At 48.0% G+C, this 18,654-nt stretch carries 22 protein-coding genes; 21 read left to right on the forward strand and 1 reads right to left on the reverse strand.

Translation table 11 applies throughout. The features are described from left to right. Window positions 1–117 precede the first annotated feature (117 nt). From KNQ08_RS16300 to rsmI, 9 genes are read left to right on the forward strand one after another with little or no spacing between them, the layout of a single operon-like run. Window positions 118–1,536, forward strand: coding sequence for an aminotransferase class I/II-fold pyridoxal phosphate-dependent enzyme (locus KNQ08_RS16300; RefSeq protein ID WP_214806309.1), 1,419 nt, complete (start codon window positions 118–120; stop codon window positions 1,534–1,536). Then, window positions 1,533–2,171, forward strand: a complete 639-nt coding sequence (gene tmk / locus KNQ08_RS16305) for a dTMP kinase (protein ID WP_214725618.1) — start codon at window positions 1,533–1,535, stop codon at window positions 2,169–2,171. The genes KNQ08_RS16300 and tmk overlap by 4 nt, the downstream gene beginning before the upstream one ends. Further along, window positions 2,168–2,497 carry a cyclic-di-AMP receptor gene (locus tag KNQ08_RS16310; protein WP_023466519.1) on the forward strand — a complete coding sequence of 110 codons (330 nt, stop codon included), beginning with the start codon at window positions 2,168–2,170 and terminating at the stop codon, window positions 2,495–2,497. The genes tmk and KNQ08_RS16310 overlap by 4 nt, the downstream gene beginning before the upstream one ends. Then, a complete protein-coding gene (locus KNQ08_RS16315; protein ID WP_023466521.1) occupies window positions 2,497–3,489 on the forward strand; it encodes a DNA-directed DNA polymerase in 993 nt (330 codons plus the stop codon). Before KNQ08_RS16310 ends, KNQ08_RS16315 begins: the two co-directional genes overlap by 1 nt. A 6-nt stretch (window positions 3,490–3,495) precedes the next feature. After that, window positions 3,496–4,326 (forward strand): PSP1 domain-containing protein, encoded by an 831-nt coding sequence (locus KNQ08_RS16320; protein ID WP_029343044.1) that lies wholly within the window; start codon window positions 3,496–3,498, stop codon window positions 4,324–4,326. An 8-nt stretch (window positions 4,327–4,334) separates the two neighbouring features. Continuing rightward, the gene (yabA, locus tag KNQ08_RS16325; protein WP_119182633.1) at window positions 4,335–4,685 is read left to right on the forward strand and encodes a DNA replication initiation control protein YabA; all 351 of its coding nucleotides are present in this window, start codon (window positions 4,335–4,337) and stop codon (window positions 4,683–4,685) included. Window positions 4,686–4,736: 51 nt separating this feature from the next. Beyond that, on the forward strand, window positions 4,737–5,474 hold the full coding sequence (locus tag KNQ08_RS16330; protein ID WP_214806311.1) for a tRNA1(Val) (adenine(37)-N6)-methyltransferase: 738 nt from the start codon (window positions 4,737–4,739) through the stop codon (window positions 5,472–5,474). After that, a complete protein-coding gene (locus tag KNQ08_RS16335; RefSeq protein ID WP_029343047.1) occupies window positions 5,467–5,721 on the forward strand; it encodes a GIY-YIG nuclease family protein in 255 nt (84 codons plus the stop codon). The genes KNQ08_RS16330 and KNQ08_RS16335 overlap by 8 nt, the downstream gene beginning before the upstream one ends. Further along, the gene (gene rsmI / locus KNQ08_RS16340; RefSeq protein ID WP_195866262.1) at window positions 5,718–6,575 is read left to right on the forward strand and encodes a 16S rRNA (cytidine(1402)-2'-O)-methyltransferase; all 858 of its coding nucleotides are present in this window, start codon (window positions 5,718–5,720) and stop codon (window positions 6,573–6,575) included. The genes KNQ08_RS16335 and rsmI overlap by 4 nt, the downstream gene beginning before the upstream one ends. A gap of 35 nt (window positions 6,576–6,610) precedes the next feature. On the opposite strand, the gene KNQ08_RS16345 is transcribed toward rsmI, so the two are convergent. After that, complete coding sequence (locus KNQ08_RS16345; RefSeq protein ID WP_023466531.1) at window positions 6,611–6,907, reverse strand: transition state genes transcriptional regulator AbrB; 297 nt, start codon at window positions 6,905–6,907, stop codon at window positions 6,611–6,613. A gap of 351 nt (window positions 6,908–7,258) precedes the next feature. Between KNQ08_RS16345 and metG the strand changes: the two genes are divergently transcribed. The 12 genes from metG to pth all read left to right on the forward strand — a co-directional run bounded on the left by metG (window position 7,259) and on the right by pth (window position 18,634). Further along, the gene (metG, locus tag KNQ08_RS16350; protein ID WP_214772638.1) at window positions 7,259–9,205 is read left to right on the forward strand and encodes a methionine--tRNA ligase; all 1,947 of its coding nucleotides are present in this window, start codon (window positions 7,259–7,261) and stop codon (window positions 9,203–9,205) included. Between the two features lie 59 nt (window positions 9,206–9,264). After that, window positions 9,265–10,032, forward strand: a complete 768-nt coding sequence (locus KNQ08_RS16355; RefSeq protein ID WP_023466535.1) for a TatD family hydrolase — start codon at window positions 9,265–9,267, stop codon at window positions 10,030–10,032. After that, window positions 10,029–11,300, forward strand: a complete 1,272-nt coding sequence (locus KNQ08_RS17010) for a 3D domain-containing protein (RefSeq protein WP_214806313.1) — start codon at window positions 10,029–10,031, stop codon at window positions 11,298–11,300. Before KNQ08_RS16355 ends, KNQ08_RS17010 begins: the two co-directional genes overlap by 4 nt. A gap of 66 nt (window positions 11,301–11,366) precedes the next feature. Continuing rightward, on the forward strand, window positions 11,367–11,924 hold the full coding sequence (rnmV, locus tag KNQ08_RS16365; RefSeq protein ID WP_214806314.1) for a ribonuclease M5: 558 nt from the start codon (window positions 11,367–11,369) through the stop codon (window positions 11,922–11,924). Beyond that, a complete protein-coding gene (rsmA, locus tag KNQ08_RS16370) occupies window positions 11,921–12,799 on the forward strand; it encodes a 16S rRNA (adenine(1518)-N(6)/adenine(1519)-N(6))-dimethyltransferase RsmA (RefSeq protein WP_023466540.1) in 879 nt (292 codons plus the stop codon). The genes rnmV and rsmA overlap by 4 nt, the downstream gene beginning before the upstream one ends. Window positions 12,800–12,884: 85 nt before the next feature. Continuing rightward, on the forward strand, window positions 12,885–13,124 hold the full coding sequence (locus KNQ08_RS16375; RefSeq protein ID WP_012368950.1) for a Veg family protein: 240 nt from the start codon (window positions 12,885–12,887) through the stop codon (window positions 13,122–13,124). A 95-nt stretch (window positions 13,125–13,219) separates the two neighbouring features. Further along, complete coding sequence (ispE, locus tag KNQ08_RS16380; RefSeq protein WP_023466542.1) at window positions 13,220–14,080, forward strand: 4-(cytidine 5'-diphospho)-2-C-methyl-D-erythritol kinase; 861 nt, start codon at window positions 13,220–13,222, stop codon at window positions 14,078–14,080. Between the two features lie 69 nt (window positions 14,081–14,149). After that, window positions 14,150–14,989 (forward strand): pur operon repressor, encoded by an 840-nt coding sequence (gene purR / locus KNQ08_RS16385; protein WP_023466544.1) that lies wholly within the window; start codon window positions 14,150–14,152, stop codon window positions 14,987–14,989. Window positions 14,990–15,147: 158 nt separating this feature from the next. Further along, window positions 15,148–15,459: a septation regulator SpoVG gene (gene spoVG / locus KNQ08_RS16390; protein ID WP_064301046.1), complete on the forward strand. Its 312-nt coding sequence runs from the start codon at window positions 15,148–15,150 to the stop codon at window positions 15,457–15,459. A gap of 167 nt (window positions 15,460–15,626) precedes the next feature. Next, complete coding sequence (gene glmU / locus KNQ08_RS16395; RefSeq protein WP_214806315.1) at window positions 15,627–16,976, forward strand: bifunctional UDP-N-acetylglucosamine diphosphorylase/glucosamine-1-phosphate N-acetyltransferase GlmU; 1,350 nt, start codon at window positions 15,627–15,629, stop codon at window positions 16,974–16,976. A gap of 55 nt (window positions 16,977–17,031) precedes the next feature. After that, the gene (locus tag KNQ08_RS16400) at window positions 17,032–17,988 is read left to right on the forward strand and encodes a ribose-phosphate diphosphokinase (protein ID WP_012368955.1); all 957 of its coding nucleotides are present in this window, start codon (window positions 17,032–17,034) and stop codon (window positions 17,986–17,988) included. Between the two features lie 88 nt (window positions 17,989–18,076). Further along, on the forward strand, window positions 18,077–18,634 hold the full coding sequence (gene pth / locus KNQ08_RS16405) for an aminoacyl-tRNA hydrolase (protein ID WP_023466549.1): 558 nt from the start codon (window positions 18,077–18,079) through the stop codon (window positions 18,632–18,634). The last annotated feature ends 20 nt before the right edge of the window (window positions 18,635–18,654 follow it).

Genomic DNA, 18,654 nt, shown 5'->3' on the forward strand with positions numbered 1-18,654 from the left:
CGAAAGTAGTTGGGGGCTTCCCCCTGTGAGGATAGGACGTTGCCAGGCACTTGACCGATCTGCAGATTGCAGGTCGGTCTTTTTGTGTAATCATTTTAGAGGAAAAGGAGTTTTTTCATGAAACACGAACTTCCTATTGTACATGCACTTCAACGCCATTTAGATCGAACGCCCATCTCATGGCATGTTCCTGGTCATAAGAATGGAACATTGACACCTCTTCCTGACTTCTTTAAATGGGACGTCACAGAATTACCTGGTCTAGATGATTTTCATCATCCGGAAGAGGCCATTGCAGACGCGATAGCTTTGCTGCAAAAAGTCTACGGTGCAAAAGCGAGTCATTTCCTTGTGAATGGTTCGACCGTTGGGATCTGGGCGATGCTTGCCGCTACAGCAGCAAGAGGAGAGCGTGTTTATGTACAGCGTAATTCCCATAAATCGGTGTTCAATGCGTTAGAATGGCTGGGGATCGAACCGATCTTTCTTGAACCAGACATCCATGAGGAAACGGGAATCAGTGGACATGTTTCACGTGAAACATTAAAGGAAGCGTTTACGAAATACCCAGGAGGAGTCGGCGTGTTTATCACTTCACCGACCTATTACGGGGAAGCTGCTGATATCACGTCACTCGTTCAGCTCACAGCGTCGCACGGGCTCCCTTTATTAGTGGATGAAGCACATGGTGCACACTTCGGTGAAGCATTTGGTGTACGCTCTGCATTTGAATTGGGAGCAACTGCTGTTGTCCAGTCTGCCCATAAAACACTTCCAGCACTGACGATGGGAGCATGGATGCATGAGCGATTTTCAGAAAAGATGAGAAGGAAATTACAGCGAGCACTTCAAGCGTTTCAGACTTCGAGTCCTTCATATTTACTGCTAGCTTCATTAGACTACGCCCGTTCCTATCGTGAACAATGGACAGTTAAGGGTATGTCAGAGGTTCAAGCTAGTCATGATGCATTCATCGAAGCACTTCAACGGTTCGATCATATGACGGTTCTGCGATTCGATGATTGGTCACGGATGACATTAACGTATGAGGGATATTCAGGAGATGCGTTGCTGCACGCGTTACGAGCTGTTCAACTCGATGCAGAATTTGCTTTAGGAGATCACGTCGTCTGTATTTTGCCACTTCGTCCGCTCACAAAGTCTGAGCAGAATGACTGGGTCCACCGTGTCGAACGAGCCATTCAAATGATGAAATCAGAAGGAATTCCTTTGAAAAGGTATATCGAGCAACCAATTATGGGTAAAATACAGGTATCTGCTTTAGCTTGTTCTTATGAACAGTTAGAACAAGCAACAGGTACGTTCCGTCAGCTGGATGAGTGTATCGGTCATGTTTCACTCGAAACGATTATTCCGTACCCGCCAGGCATTCCGTTGATTGTCAGAGGCGAACGCATTACGGCGGAACAGGTACTACGTTTACGACATTATCAAACCGTAGCCGTTCATTTGCAAGGGGGCGAACAATTGCAACGAGGAGCGTTACGCGTCATAGAGGAAGGGTTTGAAGGATGAAAGGTACGTTCATTACTGTCGAAGGACCAGATGGTGCCGGTAAAACGACACAACTACAATTGCTTAGTGATGTGTTAAAAGAAAAAGGCTATAACGTCATGACGACCCGTGAGCCAGGTGGCACACGCGTTGGGAACGAAATTCGTTCGTTGATTTTGAATCCTGATTTTGAAGAGATGAAAGAGATGACAGAAATTCTGTTGTATGCAGCGTCTCGTGCCCAGCATGTCGAGGAATTGATTCGACCGGCGTTAGAGGCAGGCACAATTGTTTTATGTGACCGATTCGTTGATGCGTCACTTGCGTATCAAGGGTATGGTCTTGGACATCCGATTGATCTCGTGCGTCAAATCAATGATTCTGCAACAGGTGGGTTAGCGCCAGACCGAACGTATTTATTTGATTTAACGGTAACGGATTCTAAAAAACGAATGATGGACCGGGGAGCACTTGATCGAATCGAGCAACGAGATGATGCGTTTCGTGCCCGCGTCTATGATGGTTTTCAGCAGATTGCGGCGTCGGATCCGGAACGGGTGCAGATCGTACAAGCCAATCGATCGATTGAAGCGATTCATCAGGACTTAGTGGAAGATGTCATTACGTATTTAGAAGAAAAGGAGAGATTCTCATGAAAATGGTCATTACGATCGTTCAAGATAAAGATAGCTTACGTTTGGCGGAAGCACTTGTCGAGCATGATTTCCGAGCAACGAAACTAGCAACGACAGGTGGTTTTCTTAAAGAAGGGAACACGACGTTCATGATTGGTGTACAGAGTGAGCGTCTCGATGATTTGTTGCGATTGATCAAAAAGAACTGTTCAAGCCGCGAACAGATGGTTTCTCCAATCTCACCAATGGGTGGTCATGCCGATTCTTATATCCCGTACCCTGTTGAAGTCCAGGTAGGCGGGGCGACGGTCTTCGTCTTACCAATCGAAGGGTTTCATCAATTCTGATGCAGACGTTTCATGAATTGGAACAGACACAATCGGTCATTTCGACGATTCTTCAAAATTCGTTACGAAACGATCGAATCAATCACGCTTATATCTTCACCGGAGACTATGAGCCGCTTCTACTTGAAGCGGCTCACTTGTTCGCGAAAAGCCTATTTTGTGAGGACCCGGTTGATGTAGAGCCGTGTGGTGTCTGTCGTAGCTGTCGGCGGATGGAAAGTGGCAACTTGGTCGATTATTATGAAATCGAACCAGATGGCGCGACCATCAAAAAAGAACAGATTCAACAATTGATGCATGATCTCTCACTCCGAGGACTCGAAGGCGATCGTCAGATTTATGTCATTACCCAGTCCCATAAGATGACTCCTCAGGCAGCAAACAGTTTACTGAAGTTCTTTGAGGAACCAGGAGAAGGAAAAGTGGCCTTATTGTTGACGAATCAACCCCAGCTCCTTTTACCGACGATTCGATCGCGGGGACAGTTATTAAGTTTTCGTCCGGCGGATCGTCAAATGATTGGCGAGGTTTTATCTGAAAAAACGGGACGGGACCACGAGTTGACGCAATTGGCAGCGCGTGTCTATCCAAAAGTCGAGGATGCAGAAGAAGCATTACTCGAAGACTGGTTTGTAAATGCGCGAGCGTCAGTGTTACAATTGATGGAGGAATTAGCGAATCGTCCGGCTGATTTACCGCTGTTCGTACAAGAGAAATGGATGGGACAATTCAAGAACCGTCAGGATGTCCGAATCGGTCTTGAACTCGTCACCTGTTTCTTCGAGGATGTCTTACGTCTGAAACTGAATCCGGCGTGGGAAGGTATGACCTATACGAATAGTAAACCCCAACTTGAACAGATGGGGTCTAAGAGCCAGACGACGATCACCCGCTGGTTGCAAGCTGTGCTTGCTGCAGTCCGACGGGTCGAAGCGAATGTTAATCCCCAATTAACAGTTGAGCGTCTCATGTTTGACTTACAGAAAGGGTAGAGCGACATGCTAGAAGTAGTAGGCGTTCGCTTTAAAGAAGCGGGCAAAATTTATTATTTTGCACCTGGACAAGAGTCATTATCACGAGGACAAGCAGTCATCGTTGAGACGGTACGGGGCATTGAATATGGCGAAGTGGTCATCGCCGATAAACAAATGGACGAAGAAGATGTGGTGTTGCCACTGAAATCCATTCTTCGAATTGCTGACGATAAGGATGCAATGATCGTCCGCGAAAATAAAGTCGCAGCGCTTGATGCGCATGCGGTATGTGTCGAAAAAATCCGTGAACATAAACTCGATATGAAATTGGTCGATGTCGAGTACACGTTTGACCGCAATAAGGTCATCTTCTACTTCACGGCAGAAGGACGTGTCGATTTCCGTGAGCTCGTCAAAGATTTAGCGGCTGTCTTCCGGACACGCATCGAACTCCGTCAAATCGGTGTTCGGGATGAAGCGAAGTTACTTGGAGGCATCGGTCCGTGTGGTCGTGTCTTATGTTGTTCATCTTTCCTTGGTGAGTTCGAACCGGTCTCGATCAAGATGGCAAAAGATCAAAACCTGTCGTTGAATCCGACGAAGATTTCAGGAGTATGTGGTCGTTTGATGTGCTGCTTGAAATATGAGAACGATACGTATGAAGAGATGCGCCGTGATTTGCCGGACTACGGAAAACGTTTGACGGTACCTGAAGGCGAAGGACGCGTCGTTGGCTTGAACATCCTCGATCAAGTCGTTCAAATCGAACTGAAGGATCGTTCCCGCGTCTTGACGTATTCGATGGAAGAACTATTATCCGTTGGTGCCGTAAAACCAAAACGACCAAAAGAATAACGGGGTGCATACGCGTGGAGAGAGTCGATAAAAAAGAAATCATTACGCGTGTCGATGCGATTGAGCAACAGATTCATTTGCTGACTGAGCATCTGAGCGTGTTAAAGGATCAGCTGGCTTACATGATGGAAGAGAACCAACATCTGTATCTGGAGAATCATCATCTTCGGGAAAAAGTCGAACGCGATGAACAACAGCCGGTCACGGAAGCGGAAGAAGCGGAAGCGGGCGTCGGTGCGGGCTACGATAATCTCGGACGATTGTACCAGGAAGGGTTCCACATCTGTAACTTGCATTATGGACAAGTACGAAAAGACGGCGATTGCCTCTTTTGCTTATCCATGTTAACGAAACATTGAGAGGCTGACTTCTACACGAGTCAGTCTTTTTTTCGGAAAGGAAGGCACGACATGTTTGAACTATTACCAGACGAACGACTTGATTATCTCTTAGGACAAGAAGGGAAAATCATTCAAAGTCCATCCGTCTTCTCGTATTCACTCGACGCGGCACTGCTCGCACGATTTGCGTGGGTCCCGATTCAACAGGGACGGATTGCCGATCTCTGTTCGGGAAACGGTGCGATTCCACTCTTTTTATCCTACCGGACGAAAGGGCAGATCACGGGTCTTGAAATTCAACCGAGACTAGCGGAGATGGCACGACGTAGCGTCAACTTGAATGAACTGAACAATCGGATTGAGATGATTGAAGGGGACGTCAAAGAGGCGGGTACGCGTCTTGGATACGGCATCTATGATGCTGTCACCTGTAATCCCCCTTATTTTTTAGCAAACGAGACATCGAACCAAAACCAAAGTGAACATTATACGATTGCAAGACATGAAGTCCTCTGTACACTCGAAGACTGTATTCGAGGTGCATCTGATTTGTTGAAACAAGGCGGGAAAGCAGCGTTCGTCCATCGACCGGAACGACTGCTTGATATCGTTACCTTGATGCGGACGTATCGCTTGGAACCGAAACGGATGCAGCTGATTTATCCGAAAGCAGGGAAGGAAGCAAACATGCTGTTGATCGAGGGGATCAAGGATGCAAAACCTGGACTGAAGGTGCTCCCCCCATTCATCGTCTATGAGGCGGACAACTCGTATGCGGCTCAGATGAAGGAACTGTTCGATGTCTGAGCATGCAGTCTATATCGTTCGTTGCCAAGATGATACGTATTATACGGGTTACGCGGTAGACGTCACGCAACGCATCGCGACACATAACGCAGGTAAGGGTGCGAAGTATACACGTGCCCGTCTACCGGTCGTCCTCGTTCATCAGGAGATATTCGCAACGAAGTCAGAGGCAATGAAGCGGGAATATGCGATTAAACAATTAACACGTTCACAAAAAGAACGGTTGATTCAAGGAGGAACCTCATGAAAGCGACGAGTAGCTATCAACAGCAAGGAGCCGGTCTCTATATCGTCCCGACACCAATCGGCAATTTAGAAGACATGACATATCGGGCAGTACGGATCTTACAGGAATCCGATATCGTCGCAGCAGAAGATACCCGGCAGACGATGAAACTGTTTCGACATTTTTCGATTGAGACGAAGCTTGTCAGTTATCATGAACACAATAAACAAACAAGCGGGGAACGACTCCTCGCTGATTTAGAAGCAGGAAAGCAAATCGCCCTCGTCTCCGATGCCGGTATGCCCGGTATCTCGGACCCGGGAAGCGACTTGATCCGCCAAGCGATTGCAGCAGACATTCCTGTCATCGTTCTTCCGGGTGCAAACGCTGCGTTGACCGCTCTTGTCGCGTCTGGTCTGTCGACAGAACGCTTTTTATATTACGGCTTTTTGCCACGGAAGAAAAAAGAACGTCGCGAAGCGTTGGAGCAATTGAAATACGAAACCGGAACGCTCGTCTTTTATGAAGCACCACATCGATTGAAAGAGATGTTACAAGGGATCGAGGAAGTACTCGGTGATCGCCAGGTGACGTTAGCCCGGGAATTAACAAAACGGTACGAGGAGTACATTCGGGGAAGCGTGAGTGAATTACGTGCTTGGGCAGCAGAAGACGTTCGAGGTGAGTTCGTCGTTCTTGTCGAAGGGTCAAATGAAGAACGACCTGATGCGGTCATTCAAGACAGTGATCCACTCGAGCAAATCCGTCGGTATATCGAAGAAGGCGAAAAGCCGAACGCGGCGTTGAAGCGTGTCGCAAAGGAACGGGGACTGGATCGTCAGGAACTATACCTTGCGTTTCACGAAGCAGATTAAAAAAAGGAAGCCCCGTCAGGAGCTTCCTTTTTTGCTTATTCGTTGCTTGCGTAATGACGATCGAGGAAATCTTTTAATTCAACGAGAACGCGTTGTGCGCCATCTGGTGAAAGAATCAATTTACCATCAGCCAATTTGAAGTTATCTTCTGATACTTCTCCTGTTACTTGGCAAGTCATGTTTGGTTTATATTTTTTAAGGATGATCTGTTCGTTGTCGACATAAATCTCGAGGGCATCCTTTTCTGCAATTTGAAGTGTACGGCGTAATTCGATTGGAATTACGACACGACCGAGCTCGTCTACTTTACGTACAATACCTGTTGATTTCATTTTGTTGTTCCTCCTTTGATGTCATGGATCTCTTTTTCTTTTGAAAAATCGTCAAAATTCGACATCGTTTCTATAGAATGTAGAATACTAGACTTTCCAAAAGTAGTCAACCAATCTGAATAGCTTGAAATCAAAATGTCATTTATTTCTCAAAAACACCATATTTGAAACGATTTATTAATACATTTTCCCTTTTTAAAGGAAATGAAACTATAGAGTGTGTTTTTTTGTAATTTGATGTCTGATGTCAAAAAATGTTTCGATTCGACAAAAAGTGAGTTTCGACATCAGTCCCGTAACAGCGTATAATAGCCTATAATGAAGATGGAAATCAGAGAACGGAGGAATAACATGGCAAAGACATTTTATATCACGACCCCGATTTATTATCCAAGTGCAAAACTACATATCGGTCACGCGTACACGACGGTGGCTGGAGATGCGATGGCACGGTACAAACGACTTCAAGGATTCGACGTCCGGTATTTGACAGGTAGCGATGAGCACGGTCAAAAGATCCAGGAAAAAGCAGCAGAAGCAGGGATTTCGGAACAGGCATTCGTCGACGGTGTCGTCGAACAGATTAAAGTCTTATGGGATCGTCTCGACATTTCGTACGATGATTATATCCGGACGACAGAACCACGTCACAAGAAAGTCGTCGAAAAAGTGTTCGAGACACTTCTTGAATCGGGCGATATCTATTTAGGTGAATACGAAGGTTGGTATTCGATTCCGGATGAGACGTACTATACGGAATCACAACTCGTCGACGGGAAGAGCCCTGACAGTGGACACCCGGTCGAACTCGTTCGCGAAGAATGTTACTTCTTCCGGATCAGTAAGTACGCGGACCGTCTGCTGGAGTACTTTGAAGCGAATCCGTCATTCATCTTGCCAGAATCACGTAAACACGAAATGATCAATAACTTCATTAAACCAGGTCTTCAAGACTTAGCGGTCTCACGGACGACATTCAACTGGGGTGTACAAGTCCCGTCGAATCCAAAACACGTCGTCTACGTCTGGATCGATGCGTTGACGAACTACATCTCGTCACTTGGTTATGGTACAGACGATCACGGTAACTTCGATAAGTACTGGCCAGCAGATGTCCATCTCGTCGGAAAAGAAATCGTTCGTTTCCACACGATCATCTGGCCCGCACTCTTGATGGCGCTTGACCTCCCATTACCGAAGAAAGTCTTCGCACATGGTTGGTTGTTGATGAAAGACGGAAAAATGTCGAAATCAAAAGGGAACGTCGTCGATCCGATTCCATTGACGGATCGCTACGGTCTCGACGCTCTTCGTTACTACCTCTTACGGGAAGTGCCATTCGGTTCGGACGGTATGTTCACACCTGAAGCATTCGTTGAGCGGATGAACTATGATTTAGCGAACGATCTCGGGAACTTACTTAACCGGACGATCGCGATGGTCACGAAATACTTTGATGGTGAGATCCCAGCCTATACAGGTAACGTGACACCGTTTGATGCGACTCTGTCGGATCTTGCAAAAGAAACGGTCACGAAAGTCGAAGCATCGATGGAACACATGGAATTCTCTGTCGTACTGTCGAATATTTGGCAATTGATCAGCCGTGCCAATAAATACATTGATGAGACACAACCGTGGGTGCTTGCAAAAGACGAATCCAAAACGGCGGAACTCGGTTCTGTCATGGTGCATCTCGTCGGCGTCTTGCGTCACGTGGCGATCATGTTACAACCGTTCATGACGCGTTCACCAAAAGAGATCTTCGCGCAACTGGGTCTCTCTGGACAAGCGATGGACTGGGCAGCGCTCGAGAAATTCGCAGACATCGCACCAGGAACGAAAGTCGGTACAGCGACACCAATCTTCCCACGTCTCGACGTCAAAGAAGAAGTCGAAGCAATCGTCGACATGATGCGTCAAGCTTCTGCAGCACGTGTTGAGGAAGTTGAAGAAGAAGACGAAGATATTCGTCCAGAAACGACAATCGATGTCTTTGACCAGATCGAATTACGTGTCGGTGAAGTCGTGACGGCTGAAAAGATCAAAAAAGCGAAAAAACTATTGAAGCTACAAGTCGATATGGGCAAAGAAACACGCCAAATCGTCTCTGGTATCGCTCAGTGGTATGAGCCGGAAGATTTAGTCGGACGAAAAGTCATTGTCGTGGCGAACTTAAAACCGGTCACGTTACGTGGCGAACTCTCACAAGGAATGGTCCTTGCTGCTGAAAAAGCAGGAAAACTTGAACTAGCGACGGTCCCGTCAACGATGGCGAACGGCGCAAGCGTAAAATAAAACCGATGCCTGTGGACTTCATGTCACAGGCATTTTTTTAAAGAAGGAGTCGAACAGCTATGTTAATCGATACACACACTCACTTGAATGCAGACCAATTTGCGGACGACGTCCACGAGACGATCGAGCGGGCACGCGCGAACGGTGTCTCACCTATGATCGTCGTCGGATTTGATCATAAGACGATTGATCGTGCGATGGAACTCGTCGAAGCGTACGATGATCTTTATGCGGTCATCGGCTGGCATCCCGTCGACTCGATTGATTTTGACGAGGAAGCGTACCAAAAGGTCGAACGGTTGATGGATCACGAAAAAGTCGTCGCGCTCGGAGAAATCGGGCTCGACTATCACTGGGATACGTCACCGAAAGATGTGCAGCAGGAAGCTTTCCGCAAACAGATCCGGCTCGCGAAGCAGAAAAAGAAACCGATCGTCATCCATAACCGGGAAGCGACAGAAGATACGTTACGGATCCTTGAAGAAGAGGATGCAAAAGAAGTCGGAGGGATTCTGCATAGCTACAGCATGAGTGCTGAATTATTACCACGATGCCTGGCGATGAACTTCTATATTTCACTCGGAGGTCCCGTTACGTTCAAGAATGCGAAGATGCCGAAACGTGTCGCGCAGGAAGTTCCGCTCGATCGTCTACTCGTTGAGACGGATTGTCCGTACCTGACACCAACACCGCACCGCGGTAAACGCAACGAACCGGCTTACGTCCGATTCGTCGCCGAAGAGATCGCGCAGCTCCGTGGCATGATGTATGCTGACGTCGAAGCAGCGACGACGGAAAATGCAAAACGGGTCTTCCGTTTGCCATGATGCGTTCGTTGACGTTCATTACGATCGGGTGCAGCCTGCTACTTGCGGCTGCGCTCGTCTATGGGATGATGGATCATCCACAAACCGTGACTGTCTTGATTGATGGTCAAGAACAGCAAATTGAAACGACAGCTGACTCTGTCTATGGAGCACTTGAAGAAGCCGGTATTACGACGCGTGACAATGATGTGATTGAACCGGCGCTCAGTGCCGACCTGCCGAAAAAACGATTAATCGTCATTCAGCGGGCGAAAGAAATCACGCTGATCATGGGGTATGGTGAGTCCCGTCGGGTTCGGACGCAGGCACGCCAAGTGAAGGATTTGCTTGCAGAACGCGGCATCAAAAAAGCGGAGACGGATGATATTTATCCGTCGTCTGACGCTGTGTTGACGAACGGAATGACCGTTCGGTACCGGGAAGCTTTTCCCGTTGATCTCGTCGTTGGTGGAAAAGCCCGACAAATCTACACGTATGAGACGTCAGTTCGGGAATTGTTAGCACGGGAAGGAATCCGTCTGCAAAAGGAAGACCGAGTCGCTCCGGATCCCGATACCCGCGTGACGGAAGGAACGTTGATCACGGTCAACACGACACGTCGTGCGACGTTGACGCAAGAACAGCTCGTGCCGTTTGAGATTGAAGAAGTCGAGGATCCAACTCTACCGGAAGGCGAACAACTCGTGACGGCATCAGGTCGTCCGGGTATCCGAACGAAAAAGTATCAATTGACGCTCGCTGACGGTCTCAGTAAAGAGAAAAAACTGATTGGTGATCAAGTGACGCAAAAACCGATCAAACAAGTCGTCAAAGTTGGAACCAAGCCGGTTGAGACACCTGTTGAAGCACCAGTCTTCAACGAAGAACAGGCGACGAATCCACTAGCTGAAACACCGAAAGCTGATGCAGATCTTGATTTTTCAAGTGCGAAGAGTTTGATGGTCGAAGCGACGGCGTATACGAACGACCCAGCTTCGAACGGCAGTCGTTTGTACAACGGACGTGCCTTGACCGCGACCGGGTATGACGTGACGGATACGATCACCTATCAAGGGATGCCGATCATCGCGGTTGATCCGAAAGTCATTCCGCTCGGAACGAAAGTCTACGTCGAAGGAGTGGGGCTTGCGATCGCTCTCGATACCGGTGGCGCCATCAAAGGCAATAAGATCGATGTCTTGGTCGACGGAGAACAAACAGCGAAGACGTTCGGTCGAAAACAACTGCAAGTCTGGGTCATTCCTAGTGCAACGGAAGCGGACATGTGACGCTTCCTTGTTTTTTTCGTGGAAACAGGTACAATTACGAGAGTGTTTGAAGAAGGTGGAGAGATCATGCGGAAACGCTTAAAAGAAGTCATCGTCGTCGAAGGACGAGATGATACGACACGATTACAAGAAGTCTTTGATGTCGATACAATTGAAACGAACGGCTCAGCCGTTAATGAACAAACGATGCAACGCATCGAGAAGGCACTGGAACGACGCGGTGTCATCATCTTCACGGACCCTGATTTTCCAGGAGATCGTATCCGTGCCCGAATCAATGAACGCGTACCAGGCTGTAAACACGCCTATCTTCCTCGTGCCCAAGCAAAAGATAAGCGAGGGAAAATTGGTGTGGAGCATGCCTCACCTGCCGCAATCGAAGAGGCGCTCGCTGCTGTCTATGAGACGGAAGAAGCACCGGTTGCCGAAGTGACACGTGAGATGATTCTAGCAGCCGATTTGATTGGTGGACCAGCAGCCTCGATCCGTCGTCGTCGTCTCGGTCAGATTCTTGCGATTGGTGAACCGAATGCAAAACAACTCGTCAAACGCGTCGCATCGATCCGAATCACGCAGGCGGAATGGGAAGCGGCATTGAAACAATTAGAGGAGGAAGAAGTTTGAAAGACATTGCTACATTGCACCGGACGAAAGAAATTTTAGCGAAACATGGCTTTTCGTTTAAAAAATCGTTGGGACAAAACTTTTTAATCGATTTAAACGTATTAGGAAACATCGTCGGGGCAGCTGGATTAACGCCTGAAAGCGGAGTACTCGAGATCGGACCAGGAATCGGCTCATTGACGGAACAATCGGCGAAACAGGCGAAAAAAGTCGTCGCTCTTGAAATCGATCAGCGGTTGCTACCGATTCTTGACGATACACTTTCACCGTATCCTCATACGAAGGTCATTCACGGCGATGCTCTTGAACTTGATCTTTCGACGATCGTCGCAGAAGAGTTCACGCAAGAAGGCATCACTGACATTGCCGTCGTCGCGAACCTCCCGTATTACGTCACGACACCGATCATCATGCGGATTCTCGAAGCGAAAGCACCGTTTCGGACGCTCGTCATGATGATTCAAAAGGAAGTCGCTGAACGAATCGGTGCAAAACCGGGCACGAAAGCATACGGTTCTCTATCGATCGCGATTCAGTATTATGCGGAAGCTGAAGTCTGCTTCACGGTTCCAAAACAAGTCTTCATTCCGGCACCAAATGTCGATTCAGCAGTCATCCGTTTGAACATTCGAAAAGAGCCGGCGGTACAGACACAGGATGAGGCATTATTCTTCGAAATCGTCCGAGCAAGTTTTGCACAACGCCGGAAAACGATTTTGAACAACTTGACGACACACTTCGGGAAGACGGAAAAGGCGGCGGTCGAAGCGGCATTGTTGGAAGCTGGAATCGAACCACGTCGTCGCGGAGAAACGCTCAGCCTGCAGGAATTCGCACAGTTAGCGGATGCACTTTTGCCAATTAAAAAACGTTGACGGATACGATTAGAACAGATATAATATTTTCCCCTTTCTAATATTTATTTAATATGCTATAATAAATATTAGTGAGGTGAAGCGTATGCCAAAGACGTTGAACGAAATCAGACATGTTTTCGAAACACATGTTGGTGAAAGACTGACGCTAAAAGCAAGCGGCGGTCGTAAAAAGGTCGTAACCCGAATCGGAACGCTCGTTGAGACGTATCCTTCGGTGTTTGTAGTCAAGCTAGACGCAGAGCGCCACAATGTCGAGCGAGTTTCTTATAGCTACGCCGACGTGCTAACAGACTCCGTACAAATCGAATTTGCGAATTCGTAAACTTACCTTCCGAAGCGGACAAAATGTTCGCTTCTTTTTTTGTGGAAAGGTTGATACAATTCCTACAGGAAACGAACTAGAGGAGGAACGGCACGATGACGATTATTGTAAAGGCTCCGGCCAAGATCAACCTAGTCCTGGATGCGACGGCAAAGCGCCCGGACGGCTATCACGATGTACATATGGTGATGACGACAGTCGATTTGGCAGACCGTCTAGAATTGACGGAGCTGCCGTCAGGAGAAATTCGAATGAATGCCCAGCATGCTTACGTTCCGAACGATGAACGTAATCTTGCGTATAAAGCAGCAGCGATCTTAAAAGAAAAATACGACGTCAAGACAGGGGTCGAAATCTTCTTAGAAAAACACATCCCGGTCGCAGCGGGACTTGCAGGTGGTTCTAGTGACGCAGCAGCGACATTACGTGGTTTGAACGAGTTATGGCAACTTGGCTTGACGCTGGAAGAGTTGGCGGAAGTCGGGGCAGCGGTTGGCTCTGACGTCCCATTTTGTGTCATGGGAGGAACGGCGATTGCAACGGGTCGCGGAGAGAAGCTAGAAAAACTTGTCTCACCACCCCCATGCTGGGTCGTTCTTGCTAAACCGACGATTGGTGTCTCGACGGCTGACGTCTATGGTGCCCTTGACTTGAACACGGCAAAACGTCCGAACGTCGAAGCGATGATCGATGCGGTGAAGGCGCAAGATTTCCAAGGCATTTGCCAGTCACTCGGTAATGTTCTCGAATCGGTCACGTTGCCGATGCACCCGGAAGTCGAGCAGATCAAGGAATTCATGGCGAGTTGTGGCGCAGAAGGCGTCTTGATGAGCGGAAGTGGTCCGACGGTCTTTGCGTTGACGGAACACGAGAATCGGGCACAACGTCTCTATAATGGATTACGCGGCTTTTGTAACGAAGTCTACGTCGTTCGTCTTTTAGGCGAAAACCATTGATAATATCCGTATGAAAATGATATATTCACTATTGAATATTCGGAATTACGGAGAGGTGGAACAAAACAAATGAAAATTCGGAGAAGTGGTCGATTGGTCGACATGACGCGGTACTTGCTTGACCATCCCCATCATCTCGTCTCATTGACGATTTTTGCAGAACGCTATAAATCGGCGAAATCGTCGATCAGTGAAGATTTAGATATCGTCAGCGAGATGTTAGAGCATGAGGGAACGGGTCGTCTCGTCACGGTACCAGGTGCTGCGGGTGGCGTCATGTTCATCCCGACGTGGAGCAGTAAGAAGGCGTTACCGTTCATCGACGATCTATGTGAACGTGTCGCACGTCCAGATCGACTGTTGCCAGGGGGATACCTTTATTTGACGGACTTACTCGGGGATCCGAAGATGGTCAAACAAATGGGGCAAGTGTTTGCATCTGTCTTTAGCCAAAAGAAAGTCGATGTCGTCATGACAATCGCGACGAAAGGGATTCCACTTGCTTATGCGGTCGCTGAGCAACTTGGTGTGCCGTTCGTCATCGTGCGTTCGGATAGTCGCGTGACAGAAGGTTCAACGGTCAGTATCAACTATGTCTCAGGGTCTTCAAAAGCGATTCGGACGATGGCACTTGCGCGTCGGAGTTTACCACGCGGGGCGAACGTCTTATTGATCGATGACTTCATGAAAGCCGGCGGAACGATTCGCGGAATGATGAGTCTCTTGAGCGAGTTCGAAGCAAAGGTCGCAGGTGTGGGTGTCTTGATCGAGGCAGAGGGTGCCGAGAAGAAGATGGTCAACGAATACGTTAGCTTAATGAAATTAGCGGACGTCGACGTCGATCTTGGTCAAATTCAAGTCAAGCGTGGAAACGTCGATCACTATTTCTCGGAAGCAGAGACTACCTGAAATTGACAGCCGCATGGATTGTAACTATACTGTAATTATCAAACTTTTGGAAATTATGCGTAAAAAGATTGGGAAAGACTAAACCTTTGTTTGTTTTAAGCCGTAAGTAGAAGTAGACAACGAAGAGTTGTGACAACGGTTAAAGGGGTGCGGACAAAATGAACGTTACGGACGTTAAAATTCGTCGCGTCGTGGCAGAGGGTCGAATGAAAGCACTTGCCTCTATTACGCTCGACCACGAATTCGTGGTACATGATTTGCGTGTGATCGAAGGGAACAGTGGTCTCTTCGTCGCCATGCCAAGCAAACGAACGCAAGAAGGTATCTTCCGGGATGTCGCTCATCCAATCAATGCATTAATGCGAAAAAAGGTCGAAGATTCAGTACTCGAAGCCTATGCGGCACGTGAGGATCAAGAAGAAGGTCTCGGTTACGAAGTCTCTTCTGCCCAAACGACAGATCAAGCATAAGAAAAAGACAGGTTTTCTCTTCTTGGGAAAACCTGTCTTTTTTCTCGTTTTTTCCTCGATTCCGCTTCGTCCCATCATTGAATAACGATGCCATTTTCGTTATAGTTGGAACGAGTGTACTATTTCAGAACGAAATCAACACTAATTTACGTGGAGGAGCGACAAGGATGAATCATTTCGCGGTAATTCTAGCAGCGGGTAAAGGAACTCGGATGAAATCGAAGCTTTACAAAGTACTTCACCCAGTCGCTGGGAAACCTATGGTACAGCACGTCGTCGATCAATTAGCGACGCTCGGCGTCAAGCGACAGGTCGTCATCGTCGGTCACGGTGCGGAATCCGTCAAAGAAGTGCTTGGCACATCGGTGGAATACGCACTTCAAAGTGAGCAGCTTGGCACAGGTCATGCTGTTCAAATGGCAGAACCCGTACTCGGGAACGAACAGGGAGCAACACTCGTCGTCTGTGGCGATACACCACTCTTGACGAGCGAGACACTGTCTTCATTGTTACAACATCATACGGATACGAACGCAAAAGTGACTGTCTTGACGGCACTCGCTGACGATCCGACAGGTTACGGACGAATCGTGCGTGGCGAAGATGGAAACGTCTCGAAAATCGTCGAGCACAAGGATGCGAATGCAGAAGAACTTGCACTTCGGGAAATCAATACCGGTACGTATGTATTTGATAACGAGATGTTGTTCGCAACGCTGAAGCAGGTCAAGAACGATAACGCGCAAGGTGAGTATTACTTACCAGATGTGATTGAGATTGCAAAAGCAGCAGGCGAAACAATCGCAGCGTACGCGGCACCTACGTTCGAAGAGACAATCGGTGTCAACGATCGCGTCGCACTTGCGCAAGCGGAAACATCGATGCGTAAGCGGACGAACGAGTACTGGATGCGTCAAGGTGTCTCGTTCGTTGATCCGTCTTCGACGTATATCGGACCGGACGTCACGATTGGTTCAGATACTGTTCTTTATCCGGGAACGCAATTACTCGGTCGCACGGTCATTGGTTCAGAATGTACGATTGGTCCGAACTCGGATATCCGCAATAGTGAAGTGGCAGATGGTGCCATTGTTCGTCAATCCGTCGTCACGGATAGCAAGATTGGTCCAGCGGCACAAGTCGGTCCATTCGCGCATTTACGTCAGCAAGCGGTTCTCGGTGCGAACACACGCGTCGGAAACTTTGTTGAGATCAAGAAATCAACATTTGGCGAAGGTAGCAAATCAGCACACCTGAGCTATGTCGGAGATGCGACGATCGGAGAGAACGTCAACCTCGGTTGTGGATCAATCACGGTCAACTACGATGGAAAAAATAAATTCCAGACGATCATTGAGGACGATGCTTTCATCGGCTGTAACGTCAACTTGATTGCACCGGTCACGGTCGGCAAGAATGCCCTTGTTGCTGCCGGATCAACCGTCACGGATGATGTGCCGGAAAACGGTCTCGCGATCGCACGGGAACGTCAAACGACGAAACCCGATTATCGTTAATTCATTACTTGTCGCTCTACTCGTCTAAACCCAAACAAATGGAGGCCACCTACACATGTCTACTGTCTTAGAACATGAAATTCGTATTTTCGCACTCAACTCGAACAAACCACTGGCAGAGGAAATCGCTAAAGTCATCGGAATCCCGGTCAGCGAAAGTTCAGTCAAACACTTCAGTGATGGCGAAATTTCGATGAACATCGAAGAAAGTGTCCGAGGGGATGATATTTACATCATTCAATCGACAAGCCAACCAGTCAACGAAAACCTGATGGAACTTCTCATCATGATCGATGCACTGAAACGGGCGTCTGCACGGACAATCAACGTCGTCATTCCATATTACGGTTATGCGCGTCAAGACCGCAAAGCACGTTCACGTGAGCCAATCACGGCGAAACTTGTTGCGAACTTGCTTGAAGTAGCAGGGGCGACACGCGTCGTGACGATGGATCTCCATGCAGCACAAATCCAAGGGTTCTTCGATATTCCAGTAGATCAATTGATGGGTGTACCGCTTCTCGCTTCATACTTCGAGAAAAAGAACATCGATCCAAACGAACTCGTCATCGTTTCTCCAGACCATGGCGGTGTCACACGGGCACGTAAATTAGCAGAACAATTAAAAGCACCGATCGCGATCATCGACAAACGCCGTCCGAAACCGAACGTCGCAGAAGTCATGAACATCGTCGGTCAAGTCGATGGCAAGATTGCCATCATCATCGATGACATCATCGATACAGCGGGTACGATCACACTTGCAGCGAACGCTTTGATTGAAAACGGAGCGAAACAAGTCTATGCATGTTGTACACACCCTGTTCTTTCGGGTCCAGCAATGGAACGGATCGAGAACTCAGCGATCGAAGAACTCGTCGTCTTGAACACGATCGACTTGACACAACGCGAATGTGCAAGCAAAATCAAACAAATCTCTGTGGCACGTTTGCTTGCAGAAGCAATCATCCGTGTACACGAACAGAAATCAATCAGCCCGCTCTTCAGCTGATTGCTTGATGCATACGAACGACGTGGTCCGGTTTATTGAAATCGGACCCTTGTTCGTTTACTTTTTTTAATAGAAATGAGGAATCGATATGAAATGTATCGTCGGATTAGGGAATCCTGGTGCGAAGTATGCGAATACGCGCCACAACATCGGTTTTCTTGCGATTGATGCCTTAGCGGAGAAGCACGGGATCAAGCTTTCAGAATCGAAGTTTAAAGCCCTCTTCGGAACGGGAATGATAAACGGAGAACGTGTCGTGCTCGTCAAGCCATTGACGTATATGAACTTATCAGGTGAAGCGGTGCGACCGTTACTTGATTTCTATAAAATCGCGGTCGAAGATGTGCTCGTCATCTATGACGATCTGGACTTGCCGCTTGAGAAACTACGGTTGCGTTCAAAAGGCAGTGCAGGCGGTCATAACGGCGTCAAGTCGTTGATCCAGCACCTCGGTACGCAGGAGATCAAGCGCCTTAAGCTCGGCGTCGGTCGACCACCGGCACCCATCCAAGTCATTGACTGGGTGTTAATGAATTTTTCGAAGGCGGAGCAAGGAAGTCTGCAACATGTACTCAATGCGTCTGTCGATGTAGCGACGGACTTCATAGACACACCGTTTCTCGCTTTGATGAATCGGTATAACTGAACGCAACGCTTTGGGGTTCC

The sequence above is a fragment of the Exiguobacterium sp. s46 genome (assembly GCF_018618875.1).
Classification (GTDB): domain Bacteria; phylum Bacillota; class Bacilli; order Exiguobacteriales; family Exiguobacteriaceae; genus Exiguobacterium_A; species Exiguobacterium_A abrahamii.